The organism is Actibacterium mucosum KCTC 23349 (genome assembly GCF_000647975.1).
GTDB classification, from domain to species: domain Bacteria; phylum Pseudomonadota; class Alphaproteobacteria; order Rhodobacterales; family Rhodobacteraceae; genus Actibacterium; species Actibacterium mucosum.
Genome location: NZ_JFKE01000007.1, coordinates 168,991 through 184,958 on the forward strand (window position 1 = coordinate 168,991; position 15,968 = coordinate 184,958).

Annotated in this window: 15 protein-coding genes, 1 tRNA gene and 1 pseudogene; 9 read left to right on the plus strand and 8 right to left on the minus strand. The window is 55.7% G+C overall.

Features of this window, described 5'->3' with window-relative positions:
- Positions 1-103: 103 nt before the first annotated feature.
- Positions 104-1,684 carry a bifunctional ADP-dependent NAD(P)H-hydrate dehydratase/NAD(P)H-hydrate epimerase gene (locus tag ACMU_RS15930; RefSeq protein ID WP_035261467.1) on the plus strand — a complete coding sequence of 527 codons (1,581 nt, stop codon included), beginning with the start codon at positions 104-106 and terminating at the stop codon, positions 1,682-1,684.
- Here ACMU_RS15930 and ACMU_RS15935 read toward each other — a convergent pair.
- The gene (locus ACMU_RS15935) at positions 1,681-2,163 is read right to left on the minus strand and encodes a Hint domain-containing protein (RefSeq protein ID WP_051588390.1); all 483 of its coding nucleotides are present in this window, start codon (positions 2,161-2,163) and stop codon (positions 1,681-1,683) included. The two genes, ACMU_RS15930 and ACMU_RS15935, sit on opposite strands and share 4 nt — an antisense overlap.
- Before the next feature lie 155 nt (positions 2,164-2,318).
- On the opposite strand from ACMU_RS15935, the gene ACMU_RS15940 reads away from it, so the two are divergent.
- From ACMU_RS15940 to ACMU_RS15955, 4 genes are all read left to right on the plus strand, one after another.
- A tRNA-Leu gene (locus ACMU_RS15940) sits at positions 2,319-2,403 on the plus strand.
- 369 nt (positions 2,404-2,772) lie between these two features.
- Entirely contained in the window at positions 2,773-3,870 is a 1,098-nt protein-coding gene (locus ACMU_RS15945) for an acyltransferase family protein (RefSeq protein ID WP_035261469.1), read from the plus strand.
- Positions 3,871-4,291: 421 nt separating this feature from the next.
- Positions 4,292-5,458: a nucleotide sugar dehydrogenase gene (locus ACMU_RS15950; protein ID WP_035261472.1), complete on the plus strand. Its 1,167-nt coding sequence runs from the start codon at positions 4,292-4,294 to the stop codon at positions 5,456-5,458.
- Positions 5,459-5,473: 15 nt separating this feature from the next.
- On the plus strand, positions 5,474-6,484 hold the full coding sequence (locus ACMU_RS15955; protein WP_035261561.1) for an SDR family NAD(P)-dependent oxidoreductase: 1,011 nt from the start codon (positions 5,474-5,476) through the stop codon (positions 6,482-6,484).
- A 98-nt stretch (positions 6,485-6,582) separates the two neighbouring features.
- On the opposite strand, the gene ACMU_RS15960 is transcribed toward ACMU_RS15955, so the two are convergent.
- Together ACMU_RS15960 and ACMU_RS15965 are read right to left on the minus strand one after the other, a co-directional pair.
- Entirely contained in the window at positions 6,583-7,401 is an 819-nt protein-coding gene (locus tag ACMU_RS15960; RefSeq protein WP_152544651.1) for a phage head spike fiber domain-containing protein, read from the minus strand.
- A 184-nt stretch (positions 7,402-7,585) separates the two neighbouring features.
- A complete protein-coding gene (locus ACMU_RS15965; RefSeq protein WP_035261479.1) occupies positions 7,586-7,849 on the minus strand; it encodes a spike base protein, RCAP_Rcc01079 family in 264 nt (87 codons plus the stop codon).
- A gap of 53 nt (positions 7,850-7,902) precedes the next feature.
- On the opposite strand from ACMU_RS15965, the gene ACMU_RS19805 reads away from it, so the two are divergent.
- The 4 genes from ACMU_RS19805 (at position 7,903) to ACMU_RS15985 (ending at position 11,673) form a co-directional block, all read left to right on the plus strand.
- Positions 7,903-8,064: a hypothetical protein gene (locus tag ACMU_RS19805; protein WP_236626283.1), complete on the plus strand. Its 162-nt coding sequence runs from the start codon at positions 7,903-7,905 to the stop codon at positions 8,062-8,064.
- A gap of 191 nt (positions 8,065-8,255) precedes the next feature.
- A complete protein-coding gene (locus tag ACMU_RS15975) occupies positions 8,256-9,524 on the plus strand; it encodes an oligosaccharide flippase family protein (protein WP_035261483.1) in 1,269 nt (422 codons plus the stop codon).
- An 11-nt stretch (positions 9,525-9,535) separates the two neighbouring features.
- The gene (locus ACMU_RS15980; RefSeq protein ID WP_035261485.1) at positions 9,536-10,381 is read left to right on the plus strand and encodes a sulfotransferase family protein; all 846 of its coding nucleotides are present in this window, start codon (positions 9,536-9,538) and stop codon (positions 10,379-10,381) included.
- A gap of 290 nt (positions 10,382-10,671) precedes the next feature.
- Positions 10,672-11,673 (plus strand): sulfotransferase family protein, encoded by a 1,002-nt coding sequence (locus ACMU_RS15985; protein WP_081805559.1) that lies wholly within the window; start codon positions 10,672-10,674, stop codon positions 11,671-11,673.
- 107 nt (positions 11,674-11,780) lie between these two features.
- On the opposite strand, the gene ACMU_RS15990 is transcribed toward ACMU_RS15985, so the two are convergent.
- The 5 genes and pseudogenes from ACMU_RS15990 to ACMU_RS16010 form a co-directional block, all read right to left on the minus strand.
- Entirely contained in the window at positions 11,781-12,638 is an 858-nt protein-coding gene (locus tag ACMU_RS15990) for a glycosyltransferase family A protein (RefSeq protein WP_161635695.1), read from the minus strand.
- Positions 12,628-13,800, minus strand: coding sequence for an O-antigen ligase family protein (locus ACMU_RS15995; protein ID WP_236626284.1), 1,173 nt, complete (start codon positions 13,798-13,800; stop codon positions 12,628-12,630). Before ACMU_RS15995 ends, ACMU_RS15990 begins: the two co-directional genes overlap by 11 nt.
- A 75-nt stretch (positions 13,801-13,875) precedes the next feature.
- Entirely contained in the window at positions 13,876-14,412 is a 537-nt protein-coding gene (locus tag ACMU_RS16000) for a glycosyltransferase (RefSeq protein WP_201769901.1), read from the minus strand.
- Positions 14,358-14,816, minus strand: coding sequence for a glycosyltransferase family protein (locus ACMU_RS16005; protein WP_035261496.1), 459 nt, complete (start codon positions 14,814-14,816; stop codon positions 14,358-14,360). Before ACMU_RS16005 ends, ACMU_RS16000 begins: the two co-directional genes overlap by 55 nt.
- Positions 14,817-15,216: 400 nt before the next feature.
- Positions 15,217-15,968: pseudogene (locus tag ACMU_RS16010) on the minus strand (NADP-dependent phosphogluconate dehydrogenase); the annotation flags it as partial.

Here is a 15,968-nt window from a genome sequence, read left to right on the forward strand (position 1 = left end):
GATAAGAGGGCGGGCAGGCCTGATCGGATTCTCAGGGGTGTGATTAAAATTTGTGCAACTTGCTGTCAATCGGGGCAGTTAGCAAACTTTTGAGGCAGGGCCTATGACCGAATTGTTAACTTCTGCACAAATGCGCGCCATTGAGCGGGCCGCCATCGACTCCGGTAAGGTCACAGGGCTGGAACTGATGGAACGCGCCGGGGCAGGGGTGGTTGAGGCAGTGTTCGAAGAATGGCCCGAGTTGCAGAAAGCGCCGCACCGCGCCGTTGTGCTCTGTGGCCCCGGCAATAACGGTGGCGACGGTTTCGTGGTGGCGCGGTTGCTGAAGGAATGGGGCTGGCAGGTGAGGGTCTACCTTTATGGCGATCCGGAAAAGCTGCCGCCGGATGCAAGGGTGAACTTTGATCGATGGAAAGTTTTGGGCAAGGTTGGGACTTGGGACAACTTTGAAAAACTAAAAACATGGCGCTGCGATCTGGTGATCGATGCTTTGTTCGGGACCGGTCTAAAGCGCGGCCTTGAACCTCTTAGCGAATTTTTCTGGGATATGGAGGACATCGTCGACTATTGTCCGGTCGAACCCGGCCACAAAACTGGTCGGCCGGCAATTGTGTCGGTTGATATTCCAAGTGGGATTTGTTCGGACAGCGGAAAATACTTTCCCCACGAAAAGAACTATAACCGGTTTGCGGCAACCGCTCATCTGACAGTTTCGTTTCATCGCGCAAAGCTTGGACACTACTTATCCGAAGGCCCAAAAAATAGCGGAAAGACGGTTGTCAAATCGATCGGCCTTGAAGGTGGGCCTGCGGTGCAGCCAGATGAGATCGTGCGACTGGTTGAACCTCCGTTTCTTGGGCTGCCAAAGCTGGGTGACCACAAGTATAGCCACGGCCATGTCCTGATCCTTTCGGGCGATGTTGGTAAAACCGGTGCGGCGCGACTGGCGGCGCGGGGGGCGCTGAGAGCCGGTGCGGGGCTGGTGACGGTTGGGGCGCCTGCGACGGTAATGCCCGAATGCGCCGCGCAGCTGACGGCGATCATGCTGCGGCAGGTCGGTACAGCCGCGGAATTGAACGCCGTTCTCGGCGACACACGGATCAACGCACTGTGCATTGGGCCGGGGTTGGGCCTGAGCGATGAAAGCTCGCAGCGATTAGCGGAGGGCTTGAAGAGCGGGCGTGCGGTGGTGCTGGACGCGGACGCGTTAACGCTCATCGGCCGCGATGCGGCACTCTTCGCGATGTTGCACGACCGATGCATATTGACCCCGCATGGGGGCGAGTTTGCGCGGCTTTTTCCAGACATAGCCGAACGGCTTTCTGCTCCGGCAGTGCGCGGTCCAGCCTATTCCAAGATTAACGCGGTGCGTGCGGCCGCGGCACGCGCGGGCTGTGTTGTGCTGTTCAAGGGTCCCGATACCGTGATCGCCGCGCCGGATGGGCGGTGTTCGATCAACGCGGCCGTTTATGACCGGGCCGCGCCTTGGCTTGCAACGGCGGGATCGGGTGATGTGTTGGCGGGCTTCCTCACCGGGCTGCTGGCGCGCGGGTTTTCGCCAATGGAGGCCGCCGAAACCGGGGCGTGGCTGCATGTGGAATGCGCGCGGAAATTTGGCCCCGGCGTGATTGCCGAGGACCTGCCGGAGATGCTGCCTGCGGTGTTTCGTGATCTAGGGCTTTAGGCGCTGACGTTCTGCTGGGCAGGCATGGCCACTTCCATACCGCCGGCATAGATCACCTCATCCTCGTCGAACTGCAGGTGATAGCACCGGGTCGCAGCCTCGACCTGCGAGATATACACACCATCGGCCAGACGTTCCACGGCGACCAACGCACGTTCTGCGCCAAACAACGCTTGCGCACGCCAGTCACGCAGCAGCATCATCTGACCTGCGGGTACCAGTGTGTCTTCCCCCGGTTGATCTTCGCCCAATGCGCCGGGGCGGACCAGGTACATCTCTGTTTCTGCCTCGCGCACTGTCACGGAACGCAGAACCCGCATCCCGGCACGTGTGATCACACGGTCGCCGGCATTCAGGAATTCCACGGGAAGGGCGCCGTCCAGGGTCAGCACCTCGGTACCGGCGGCTATGCCGCCCGTGTTCGATTCCGCAATGGACGTCGCGCCACGCAAAGCGCGGCGGTCTACTGCCTTGGTCATGGAAGGCCTCGCTCGATTGCTGCCTTATTGTTTTGTCAAACATTAGGGCAAAAATGTGTTAACGGCGAGAGGTTTTTACGACCAATTTTCCACTCGCATCCCGGTGGAGCCTTTGCTAGAAGGCCACGACACGCGGACAACGATCCGGCGTGGATGCGGGTGTGGCGAAATTGGTAGACGCACCAGATTTAGGTTCTGGCGCCGCAAGGCGTGGGGGTTCAAGTCCCTCCACCCGCACCAAAACAGATATTCAGGTTAGCGATTAACGTTGGGGCCAAGATACCTTGCGCTGCCCCGGTGTTCCTGGGCGAAGCCAGGAGCGTTGTCATGTGCCCAACACCTGGCCCGGTTGATGCGAATTAAAACGCCAGTCGCGGTCGATGTGCCGCCCTTCAAGGTCCTCGGTGTGCACGTATTTTGATCCACCAAACGACAAGGTGGCTGTTCCGGGATGGCACTGTGTCGCACTTGTTGACATCACTCAGCGTTTGATCGCAAGAACCTTAACTACGCATACTGCGTGCAGATCGTAGAACACATTGCGGGTTTAACCCGAACGACGCATTACCTCAGCCAAGCCACCTTGCTCTGAAATTTTAGGCTCCCGTTATGAACCCCAATCTCAACGCGTTTCGCGGCATTTCGATCCTGATCGTAGCCCTTTATCACTACACATCCCGGCTACCGCCTGACGCCTTTCTGCCCAACGGTCAGGAATTGGGGCACTTCTTTCGTTTCGGATGGATTGGCGTCTATGTTTTCTTTGCGATCAGCGGGTATTGCATATTGGGCTCATACCTGCGGTCGGCAGATAGTTGGGAGTTCTTCGCAAAGCGCGTCGCAAGAATTTACCCTCTGTTCGTCGTTTCGTCGACGGTTGTCTTCTTGTACATAACGCTTTTTCACGTTCCATCGTTTTCACGGGATGGGTGGTCGTTCAATGCGCAAGACGTTTCCGTACAAGACTATGTCTTCACAACGTTTTTTCTGGCAAACGATCTTGGCTTCACTTGGGTTGATGGGGCTTACTGGACGCTGCTTGTCGAGGTGAAGTTCTACTTCATCATCGCGTTGGTGTTTGGGCTCATAGCGCGACATGCGCTTCACATTTCCGAGTACATTTTTGGCTTTGCGCTGCCACTTGCCTGGGTATTCAGCATCTACGCAGATATCGGCCCCGCAGAGAAAATATTGCGGAATATCTTTCTCGCACCTTACTTTCCTTTCTTTGTCATCGGGATGCGGGCGGCGGTTGACGAAAAACTGTCGTGGCGATTGGGGGTGCATCTCGCGGTTTCTGCTGTCGTTATGTACCATATCTCGGCCGGAAAATCGTCGTTCTATGAAGAAACGTGGGTAACGATGATTGCATACGCGACCCTAATTGGCTTGCTTGTGGTCGCGTTCTTCAAGCCCACAGTAAACATGTTCCCGAAGGCGGTTCAGCCACTGGCCAAACTGCTGGGTTGGATCGGTGTCTACAGCTATGCATGGTATCTGGTTCACCAAAAAATCGGGCTTTCGGTTGTTGCGATGTCTGCGCCTGTGGTTGGGGGATTTGTTGCTGTGCTTCTGGCGATCCTCTTTACCATTGCTCTGGCCTATCTGCTGTCCTGGCTCGTAGAGAATCGGTACAGGAAACACGTTCAGCAGATCGTTCTGAAGGTGTTCGGCGCTGTAAGACCACAGCCCGCTAACAAGGCGTGATGCAAGTCATGCCGCTCAATCGAAGAGTGGATGACAAGCTACGATTGTGTGTTCGCCAGCGGCATTGTTGCCAGGCCCGCAAGTGCGGGGCAGAATCTGTTCTCAGATGCATTGAAGTCTCATGATAATGCCCGAAACCACGCTTAAGATTTCATCGTTTGATGAATTGCAGACCAATTTGCGGGCGCGGTCCTCTTGCATTGGTCGGGAACATATGAAACTCAACTCTCGGAGTTTTGAACGAAAGTCACGCATCTGACACAGAGTTTTTTTAGGACGCAGCTTTAGCAGGTCAGCACAGCTTCTGTTGTTTGGGTCGGATTGGGAATGCCCCCGGAAAACCGGCCCTTAGGGGCAACTGGCACGCGTGGGGACAGCACGTTGTTGAAGTGCGGACGGCCGTTAAAAGGAAGATAGATTCATGAAAATTGCAGTTGCCGGGATCGGCTATGTCGGGCTTTCAAACGCGACGCTCTTGGCCCAGAACCATGACGTCGTGGCCGTCGACGTGTCGCAGGACCGTGTCGATATGGTCAATGCACGCAAGAGCCCGATTGTGGACGCCGAGTTGGAAGAGTTCCTTGCCGAAAAGGAGCTGTCGCTGACGGCAACCACAGATGCCGAGGCCGCGTATCGGGACGCAGACTTTGTGTTGGTCGCCACTCCGACGAACTATGACCCCAAATCGAACTATTTTGATACGTCCAGCGTCGAGCAGGTCATCCTCAAGGTTCTCGAAGTGAATGACAAAGCCGCCATTGTCGTGAAATCGACGATTCCGGTTGGTTTTGTTACCCGTGTCCGCGAAGAGTTTGAAACCGACCAGGTCCTGTTCAGCCCAGAGTTCCTGCGCGAAGGCCGCGCACTTTATGACAACCTGTACCCAAGCCGGATCATTGTCGGTGAGCGGTCCGAACGGGCAGAGGTTTTTGCGAACCTGCTGTTGGAAGGCGCGATTAAGAAGGACGTACAGGTCCTGTTCACTGACGCCGACGAGGCCGAGGCGATCAAGCTGTTTGCCAATACCTATCTTGCAATGCGCGTCGCGTTCTTTAACGAGTTGGACAGCTATGCCATGGCCGGTGGCATGGATACGCGCCAGATCATTGACGGTATCTCGCTGGATCCGCGTATCGGTGACCATTACAACAACCCCAGCTTTGGTTATGGCGGGTATTGTCTGCCGAAAGACACCAAACAGCTGTTGGCGAACTACTCGCATGTTCCACAGAACTTGATCCGCGCCATTGTCGACGCCAACCGAACCCGCAAGGACTTTTTGTCGGATCAAATTCTGATGCGGGGCCCGAAGGTTGTGGGCGTTTACCGCCTGGTCATGAAAGCCGGCTCTGACAACTTCCGCCAGTCCTCGATCCAGGGCATCATGAAACGCCTCAAAGCCAAGGGCATCGAAGTGATTGTCTATGAACCCGTTTTGGAGGACGACACGTTCTTCCGCTCGCGGGTGGTCAATGATCTGGAGGCGTTCAAAGCCGAAGCCGACATTATTACGGCAAACCGCATGACCGACGAAATCGCGGATGTCGCGGAAAAAGTCTTCACGCGTGATTTGTTTGGCGCTGACTAAATCAAAGAGGCAATGATGCAAACCGCACTCGTGACCGGCGCCGCCGGGTTCATCGGATCTTTCGTATGTCAAACTCTTCTGGACGAAGGTTGGCGGGTGATCGGTCTGGATTGCATGTCGGACTATTATGATGTGTCTCTGAAAGAGCGGCGCGAAGAAAGCTTGAAGAGCTTCGCGCAATATCGGTCGGTTCACGACAAGGTTGAAACGCCCGGTTTGCTGATGGACATCTTCGCCGAAGAAAAGCCGGATGCGGTTATTCACCTGGCCGCTCAGGCGGGTGTGCGGTACTCGATCGAGAACCCGCGTTCCTATCTGGAAAGCAATATCGTGGGAACGTTTGAATTGCTTGAGGCCGCACGCGCGCATCCACCTAAGCACATGCTGTTGGCATCGACATCGTCGGCTTTCGGCGCGAACACCCAAATGCCGTACAAGGAAACGCAGCGCGCCGACCATCAGATGTCGTTCTACGCGGCAACGAAGAAATCCACGGAAAACATGGCGCATTCCTACGCGCATCTTTTTGATCTTCCGGTCACGATGTTCCGCTTTTTCACGGTCTACGGCCCGTGGGGACGGCCGGACATGGCGTTGTTCAAGTTCACCAAGGCGATCTTGGAAGGCAAGCCTATCGACGTGTATAATTTCGGCGATATGAAGCGAGACTTCACCTATGTGGAAGACCTTGTTCACGCAATCCGTCTGTTGATCGATGCGGTTCCGCAACGCCCGGAAGACGGGGTTGTGCCCGATGGTGACAGTTTGTCACCCGTCGCACCGTTCCGGGTTGTGAACATTGGTAACAACGATGCCGTGCAACTGACGGACTTCATCGAAGCGATCGAAGACGCAACGGGTTCCAAGGCAGAACGCAACCTGATGCCAATGCAGGCGGGCGACGTTCCGGCCACCTGGGCGGATGCGGACCTGTTGAAGGACCTCACAGGATACTCGCCCAAAACATCGGTCCGCGAAGGCGTGGCCAATTTCGTGCGATGGTATCGGCAATACTACGACGCCTGACCGGAAAAAACTCAGGTTGAGGTGGAGAAAGAAAAATGGTCAGCCGCAATCGCGACTGACCATCAAAAGTTGGCGACCAACGCGGCGGGTGTGGCAGCTTAGATCAACTGGATGGCCGTAATGTGACCAGACAGGCCAGCGGGCCAATATCCTGGTGAAACGGATTGGGCGGGAAAGGTCTGAGTTGATCCGTCGCTGAACGTTGCGACAACGTCGAAATTGCCGTTCCAATCGTTGAGTACCGGAAGATCAGCGGACCGCGAGGCCGATGTCGCGCCGGTATCAATGAAGGAAGTTTGGCTCATCCCTTCTTCGAATTGCGCGGCCAGAAACTCGACGGTTTCGCCCACGGTTGCACTGTCGGGACCGACGCCGAAATTCAGAGTACCGGAAAAGTTCGGTGTGAACACAAAAGACACACGCCGCGTCGCGCCGTCGGCCAGAAGCATTTCGGTCAAGCCTGTGATGGCCCCGGCCGTGGTCGCCGCCCCGGAAAGTGCACCAAAGCTGCCATTTACCCTTGTTTCGGTGCCACCGGCCGTATCGCGCAAACGGATACGCAACCGCCCGGATGTACCGCCAACAAGATAGGTGGCAACGGCATAGTTTTGCCCATTTGTCACCGTCAGATCTGTTGCGACACGGTTCCAGATTTGACCTTGTGACGCGACGGTCACACCTGTGAAGATGCCAAAATTGGTGGTGCCGCGATCGGTTGCCGTCGCAGAAACACTTGCCCATGTCGACGCTGTCGGGCGCGCATGTGGCACAAGGTTGGTTGCGCTTGGTTCGACCAGCAGGCCACGGTTGGTTGCGCCCCCGAAGTCGAAGCCAAGGCGCGCGGTGTCGTTGGCGGCAAACTGGTAGGTCGTAGCATCCGAACGGACCACAGCCTGACTATCACGTGTCAGTTGCACCCCTTGCGGCAAAGAACCGCCGTCAAAACCAAGCCTTATCCCAACTTGCCTGCGTGATGACGCCAAAGCGCTCAAAGATAGTCCGAAACTGATCATCTGTTTCTCCGGTAATTTAGTGCAAGATCGAAGATGACCCCCGTCCGTCTCGCATGTTGTTGACGGTTACGCCCGAAGCGGAAGCTGTTCAGATCAAGAAACCATGCAGGCCACTTGCGGTTGTGCCGGTCGAAAGAACACGCATGACACCAACCGGCAGGATCGAAAAATCTCCAATGGACACACTGCGTGTCTCGCCTGCAACCGTCACGAAGGAAACGGTTCCACCCGTTTCAACGAACAGCGCAACCGCAACGGTCGACAGATCCGTGTTGTCGTCCGGCGTGATTGGCAGCAGATCACGGGCAGGGCCGGAGAGCGGGGCCGCGCGGCCTTCGAATGGGTTGATCATGTGTTCTTCTCCTGAAGCATAAAGTCACTTGGCGCGTGGCCAATGACCGCAAAATGCCGTTCGAGAACTTTACAATCGGCTACCGCAGCGCACGCTGCCTGTTGGCCCGACAAAACCGGTTTCCCGGCACGTCTTGGTATTCGCGATTGTTGGAATGTACCGCACGTTTGCCGCGCGATATCACCCAGCTGAAAACCGTCAGTTTTATGGATTAGGAGGGTGCGTGATGACTAATAATTGCCCGACTTCTTACTGTGGGCACAGTTCGCGGGCAGGGGGCCAAGCTAGGCCTTGATTAAAGAAATACCGACCACTAGAGAGGGGGCAAAACTTGCAACCACCAACCCCTAATTCTCAAGGCAAGCGGGTCATGAAGTCAGCCATTTTGCGCAGTTCTGGCGGGAGCATGTTCGTCAAAATTTCCCAAGCGGGGCTTGGACTTATTGTGGCAATCGTTTTGACGCGATTGTTCGGCGCAGAGGTCTTCGGGATCTACGCCTACGCCATCGCTACAGCGACGTTGATTGCAGTGTTCACGCGGTTTGGATTCCACGTGTATGTCATCTACGCGATCAACAAATTGCTGGCAGACAAGAAGAATGATGAAGTTGGAACCGTCTTGCTTACAGCCTGGGGAACGGTTCTGGGCCTTTCGGTTGTGGCAGGGGTGGTTTTGTTCGCGCTGGCATCTGTCTGGAGCGACTGGACCATGTCCGAGGCTTTGATGCTGGCGGCCCCTCTCATCGCGGCGGTGGCATTGATGCAAGTGTCAGCAGGCGCGCTCGAGGCCTTCGGCCACGTGGTTCTGGGGGTGAGTTTGGAGGGTGTTGGCAAACCTGTGTTGCTGTTGGTGTTTGTCGGCACTGCTTTGTTGGTCAAAGGGCAAGATGCGATCACATATCACGACTTGATCGCCTACTACATTCTGTCCGACCTGTTGCTGTTTCTGTTTGCCTTTGTGCTAATCAGGAAATGGGTCCGGCGCGATCTGGGCGGGTTTCGGTTCAACCGCCAAAACTTGAAACCCACGATCCTTGAGGCGCGGCCGTTTCTGATGGCCAACGCAATGATCCAGCTTTATCAGCAGTCAGGCATTATCGCGGTGGGAATATTCTTCGCCCCCGCACAGGTCGCCTTTTTCCGTGTGGCAACCCAAACCGCGTCGCTGATCCCATTCGGGTTGCAGGCGTTGCAATCCGTCATGCGCCCACGGATCGCTCGTCTTTATCGGGAAAACAAGACGACCGAACTGCAAAAGGAAGTGACGTGGAGCATCCGCCTTCTGGTGGTCATTCAGAGCCCGGTGATGGCCGTCGCACTCTTTTACCCGGAAATCCTGGCGCACCTTTTCGGACCCGAGTTCATTGAGGCGACCACGTTGGTTGTCATCCTGGCCATCGGGCAAAGCTATAGCATTCTGAGCGGTCTGAATGGCGCGGTCTTGAACATGTCTGGGTTCGCCAATGTCAACGCAACTGTTTCTGCGACGGCCTTTGCTTTTGTCGTGGCGTTGATGTGGCCCTTTATCACGTTGTTTGGCGTCGCAGGTGCTGCGGCAGCCGTCTGTGTAAGCCGTATTTATTGGAACACTGCCTTGGTATTTGGCGCCGCGCGATACAGCGGTGTGCACACCTCCATTTTTGGAAAGCTGCCAATCAGTCAGCGCAGTCAATAGGAGATTGCCTTATGAATTTCCGGGACCACCCCGCCTTCTTGATGATCGGCTCGATGAAGTCAGGAACGACGTCCGTTTTTCTGGACATGGTACAGCACCCAGAGATCTATGCGCCTTCGATCAAAGAGCCTGCCGACCTTTGTTCCGACGATGTTTTGTCTGAGAAGGGGCGCAATTCATACGCAAAGGTTTTTGGCGGCGCCAAAGCCGGCCAGTGGATTGGCGAGGCTTCGCCGCATTACACACGGCATCCGCATTATAAAGACGTTCCTCGCCGCGCGTTGGAGGTGTTCGGGCCCGATCTTAAACTGATCTTCATTGGCCGCGACCCGGTTGAGCGGATGCGCAGCCATTTCAGACATGAAGTTCAAAACGGGACCGTGACGACCTCCATGTTGGACGAGATCCAGAAGAACCCGGTTCTGAAGGACGTGTCTCGCTATGACATGCAGCTTGCCCAGTGGTTGGAAGTTTTTCCACGCGAGCAGCTCTTGGTCTTGGATATGAAAGACTACATCGAAGACCCCAAAGCGGTTGTTCACCGTGTCTGGGCCTTTTTGGGTCTTGAACCCGTGGAAATGGACTTGGGCATTGTTGCGAACCAATCCGCGGGCAAGCGCGCGCCACGCGGGATTGTCAGAAAAGTTAAGCGTTCCAGGTTCTATGGGCTGTATATCAAGCCACTTCTGTCGCCTGAGATGCGGACGCGTATCCGACATTTGTTGGTACCCGCCCGGGCCACCAAGTTCGACGACCAGCTACCGGATGCATTGGTTAAAGAACTGGCTTCGGAATTGGACAGCGACACCAAGCAATTTAGAAGCTGGGTGGTGGAAGACCGTGGTGAAGCGGTCTGATTGTTCAAGCTTGCCAACCTCTGCCGGCCTGATCGCGCATGGCGTTCTTGTGGTCAACAAGGTGTCGGGAACCAATTTACTCGCCGATTTGGCCTGGCCGAATTTGCGCTGTCTTCCAGTGCTTTCAACTGCGAAACGGTGACAAATTCGGCAGGTTCACCATCCGTGCGGGGATTGTGCAACATTCCTGTTTCCGCGGCATTCCAATCCCCGTTCTGCCTTGCAATTTTTGGTGAACTACAGTGGATGTGATACCAATTGTATCGCCTGACTCTCGAGGCTTTTGTCCAATGAAACTTAATAATCCCACAGTTCTTGTCGGCCTTCCGCGCAGTGGCTCAACTCTTTTGACGCGGGTATTGAACGAATGTCCTGACCACTATTTACTGAACGACCTTTACGTCCTTCAAGATGTTGACAGCACCGAGTCCTGGGAAGGGTTTTCTCAGTACGAAGACGCCGTCGCGATCAAGAAACTGTTGTCGGATATGGTCCGGCACCGTTCGGCCGTCCATTCGCCCAAGGGCATCGCGAACAGCGCGGAAATGACACCCGAGCAGTTGCAGACGGCCGAAAGCAAGATGGCCGATTTGTGGCCTGCGGATGGTACAGGCGATCCAGCAGAGCAGAAGTGGAACGACGTTGTTGAATCTGTAATTTCCACTGCTGCGCAGACCGTTGGTAAAAGCGCGTGGGGATGGAACACGCCACAAGACTACCATCACGCCGAGAAAATTATCCAAGCTTGGCCCAACGCTCGTTTTGTCTTTATGCTTCGCGATCCTCGTACGATGCTCAAGTCGTACAAGTTCTATCCAAAGCGCCCTGCCGCAGATCGCTATCATCCGCTTGCCCAATCGATGGCTTGGCGCAACGCTGCAAGGGCTTTTCTTAAACTCGAGGCGAAATACCCAGAACACTTCATGCTGGTGCGGTACGAGGATATTGTTGCAGAAACCCGTCGGGAAATTGAGCGTTTGAACGCCTTTCTGCCCGCATCAATTCCCGAAGACCTGAACCTTGAAAGCCTTGGTAACAACAGCTCTTACGCCCGCAAGGACCAGGCCCCTGTAAAGCGTGAACTGACACCATTGGAACTGTGGATTAGCGACCGCATCCTGTACCGGGAACGAGTGAAACTCGGGTTTGAGGCGGCCAAGAACCCCTTTTCTCTTTCGGGAGTCTTCAACTTGCTGAAAACCACATGGCGGTTTTCCAAGCACTACGGCAAGCTCGTTATGTTCGACGCCAATATCCGTCGACGCGTCGGCCACCTGCTGAAGGCCAGCTAAGCACGAGGCAACGGTAAAACCGTTGCCGCATTGCCAAAACCTTGTTCAAAGCGGCCTAGCAAGTTTTGTTGCTAGGCCGATACCACCTTCGCTGGCCTTGAGCGGCCTCAAGCGCGTGAAAAGCGGCGCGATATCTTTCGGGAAATATAGCTCCCAAAATATTCTCTCAGGGGCACATCTTCCAAACGTGGTGCGCGCTTCAGATAGTCGCCGAAATACCCTGCAAGATAGTCATAGCCATCGCCGAAACGCCCGTAGCCGACGAATTTGGCAAAACGCAGCATTGCATAGGCAGGTGTATTCCCCCGGAAATAGGCCGATGCACCATAGTACCGTTGCTTGGATCGTGTCCCGACTTCCCGAGCTCGAAAAAGAGTACCGTCGATCACCTTGGCTTCCCAACCGTCGATTTCAGCACGCGCAAGCGACAGCGTGTCGGCGGAGGGGCCGATTGTATAGCCGGACTGCAGCATGCATTGACCACGCCACATACGGCAACTGCCCCGCACCCAGTCGGCCGCGTGGATTGACACTTTGTCACTGCCTTCATCAAGGCTTTTGCCGCTTGCGATGCCCAGCCTCGGGTTTGCGTCGAAGGCCGCACTCAAAGTGCTGTAATAGTTCGGGTCCGGAAAACTGTCCGCGTCGAGAATGCCAATCAGATCCTCAGCGCCAAGATCCGTGCGGGTTTTAATCTCTTCGAAGCCGCGGTTCACGATGCGCGCATATTTTGCACCCAACGCATAGTCTCCGCTTTCGGTATCTTCGTTGAGCACCACAAGCTCACGTACGTTTTTGGGAACGGAACGATTGGCAAGGTCCTCTCGCGAGCCATCAGTTGACCCGTTTTCGACAATCACCCAGATATCGATCGGGTGATCTTGTGCCGCCACCGAGGCAAAAAGACGGTCAATGTTATCAATCTCGTTTCTGAGAGGGGTGGACAGGAAAACTCTACGTTTCACCGATTTGTCCTTTCGCAAATTTGTTCAACATTGTCAGTGTTATAAGGATAGGAAAGATTACCGTGACAGAAGCCAGCGTATTGCCCGTAAGCATCGGACCAATAAGCACGACAGGACCGATGAACGTCGCACCGATGCGCCACGACACATAAAGAAGGGTGGAAAAAATCACCGAGAACCCGATGACACCGTATTCAATGGTTGCTTTCACCAGATCGGAATGCGGGTCTTTCACCATGAAGAAATAGACTGCTTGGTCCTTTGTGCCGGCTGCTCCGCCTTCGCCAAACAAAATGGCGTAGGTTCCGCTTTCAAACAGTGTGTCAAGCAAGGCATACCAATAGGAAATTCTCCATGCAAAGGACGAACCTTGGTTGCCGAACGTATAAGAGCTCGCTTTGGCCAATGCGTGGGAGAAATCGGTGATAAGGATCTTTTCAAGGGCGAATTGCGCCTGGCTTGTGGTCGACAAGGCAAACAGAACCCCGAACAATACAAGCGTAAGCAGCATGCGTTTGGGGGTTGGCTTCAAACTGATCGGCAAAACAGCGACCCCCAGAACCGACACCAAAAGAGCACCGGAGCTGCGCGAAATTACGACCAGAAGACACGCAGCCAGAATGGTGGCGAACCAGAGTTTACCCTGAGAAAATCCCCGAAGGCGCAGGTACAGCAGAGCAACGGCAATGATCGCCGACATATAGCCCAGATGGTTGGCGTGAGGCATCAGGGCACTGAAGCGATTGACCCCTGATGCGTCCGGACGTGAAAACAGCCCGGTTGCCTCGCTCACTGGAAAAAGAGCCAACGACAAAAACAAAATTGCTGCCAAGACAGACAAAAGCCGGTCCGCAGACAAGCGCGTGATGGCCGCCGCAAAAAGTGCAAAAGAGGCAAAGCGTACAACTTCCTCAACCTGTGGCACGACCGGAATGCTCGAAGGAAGGATAAGCCGGGCAAAAGCCACGCAAGCCACGATCCAGAACGCACCTGCCAAGCCGGAAATCTTGAGCGTACCGTTCCGTAACTCGCCAAGGTAGAACGCATAAGCCACGGCCGCAAACACGCCGGCAAAATTGTGTAGCATGGCGATGAACGCAACAAGGAACAGCCCCAGCGTGGGAACGTGGATGCGGGTTCCTGAGGTGCGTCGATATTGCATCGACCGCTGGGGATATGTGCTGGGTGACACGGTCATACATGTATCCTACAGCAAACGCCGGACTTTTGATCCGAGTTAAACGCTGTATCGCCCTTCCCAAATTTCATTGCGCAAACTGGTCACGAGATTTTCCCGCGATTTCGACGCCGCGTTCTGCATCGGGTTCAATTCCGTCGACTTCAAGACCGAGCGCAAATCATCCGCGCCCTCAACAATATAAACACCGTCGATTTTGCGAACCTGCGAAACTGTCGCCAACTGATGGTCATTGCGGTGTTCGCCGTGTTTGGCCTGTCGCGCCATCAACACCAACGGCTTTTGCGCCTGGATACCAGACAGGATCGTCCCGATGCCTGCGTGACCAACAATGACGCGGGCCTCTTCGAAGCGTTTGGAGAATTCGGTGGGTGTCAACAAAGCGTCCGCTTCAAAGTTCGCGGGTTTGTAGGTGCCGTGCCCGATCTGTCCATAAATGGTTTCGTTCAGATCCTTTGCCACGTCGTCAAGGGCCTGGACAAGGCGATCAAACGGAAGTTGCGTTCCGAGCGTGAGGAAAATCATAATATGCTGCCCCGAAAGACGGGCGCGGACGTCCCGCCCAAATGTTCCCATTGCGTATAAACGACAGTGGCAACCTTCAACGCAAGGCGACCGCTCAACGACAATTGTTCCGAGTTCGCAACGCTGTCGACCCAAATGGTCTTGGCTCCAAAAACACGCCCCCACACCAAACACAGCAGACCAGGCGCTGCACCGGTAGAGATGATCACGTCGGGTTTCACCCTGCGATACAGGCGGAAGGTTTCCCAGAGGCCTGCCAGCATCTTCAGCGGTTGGTTCTGATTGTAGTCCTTGATTGCGACAAACTGGCCAAGTTTGTGTCGTTTTCCCTGTTCGCCATCGGTGCAGGCGTACCAGGTGTCACTGCCTTCAAAGGCAGGAGACAACAACATAAGCTGCTCCCAGTGGCCACCGGTTGATGAAACAGCAAGAAGTGTTGGTTTATCGTTGGTCATCGTTGGTCATCGTTGGAATATGCAGCAGCTAAAAATGGTGTCATCTGTCGCGCGGACATTAGAAAAAAATGCACATCAATGACAGCCCAAAAGGCGCTGCATGTTTCAATGTCGCACCTTTCAACCCACGGGGCAGGTCGATTCTCGTATTACCCTGAATGCCCTGCATCCAGAAGGCGCGGCCTTTGCGGTAGTTGTTCGGTCAAGTAATTGAATTCAAACGCTTAAACGAAGCTTAGCAGTGGCGAAAAATCCCGCTGAGCGTAAGGCGTTTTTCTGCCACACACCTGCGTAGAAAATTTGGGCGTTTTGAAATCTCGCACCTTTATCAGCGCACCTCAGTGGCCGAAGGGAATCACCGGTCGACGCAGTTGGGCCAACCCCGCCTGCGCGCTGCTGCTCACGCGTTTGATCCCCATGGTCCGTGGTGTGCGCCTTTGGTGTCGGTGCGTTCGAAGGAGTGGGCGCCGAAGAAGTCGCGTTGGGCCTGGATCATGTTGGCGGTCGAGCGCCCCGTGCGCATCGTGTCGAAATAGCTCAGCGCCGCCGACATTGCCGGCACCGGCAGCCCGTGCGCCACCGCGGTGCCCACCACCCGGCGCAAAGCGCCCGCATGGGTGGTCATCAGCCCGGCGAAGTAAGGCGCGAACATCAGGTTGCGCGCGGCGTCCTGGGTCAACGCCGTCGCCATGTCGTTCAGCATGGACGAGCGGATGATGCAGCCCTCGCGCCAGACCTCGGCAATCGCCGGCATCGGCAGGTCCCAGCCATAGGTCGCGCCCGCCTTCGACAACAGCGCAAAGCCCTGCGCATAGCACATGATCTTGCCCGCGATCAGCGCCGCCTCAAGGTCGTCCATCGCCACCGCGCCGCCCTTCAGCGCCTGCGGGGCCGCGCCAAACAGCGCCTCGCCCGCCACCCGCGTCGACAGATCGGCCGACATGTTGCGCGCCGCCACGGCGGCCTCGATCACCGGCACCGGGGCGCCGACCTGCTGACTTTCGATCACCGTCCAGCGGCCGGTGCCCTTCTGGCCTGCGCGGTCCAGGATGATGTCCAGCACCGGCTTGCCCGTGGCCGGATCGGTGGCGCCGGCAACCGCGCCCGAGATCTCGGTCAGGTAAGATTGCAGCGGCCCGTTATTCCAGCGCT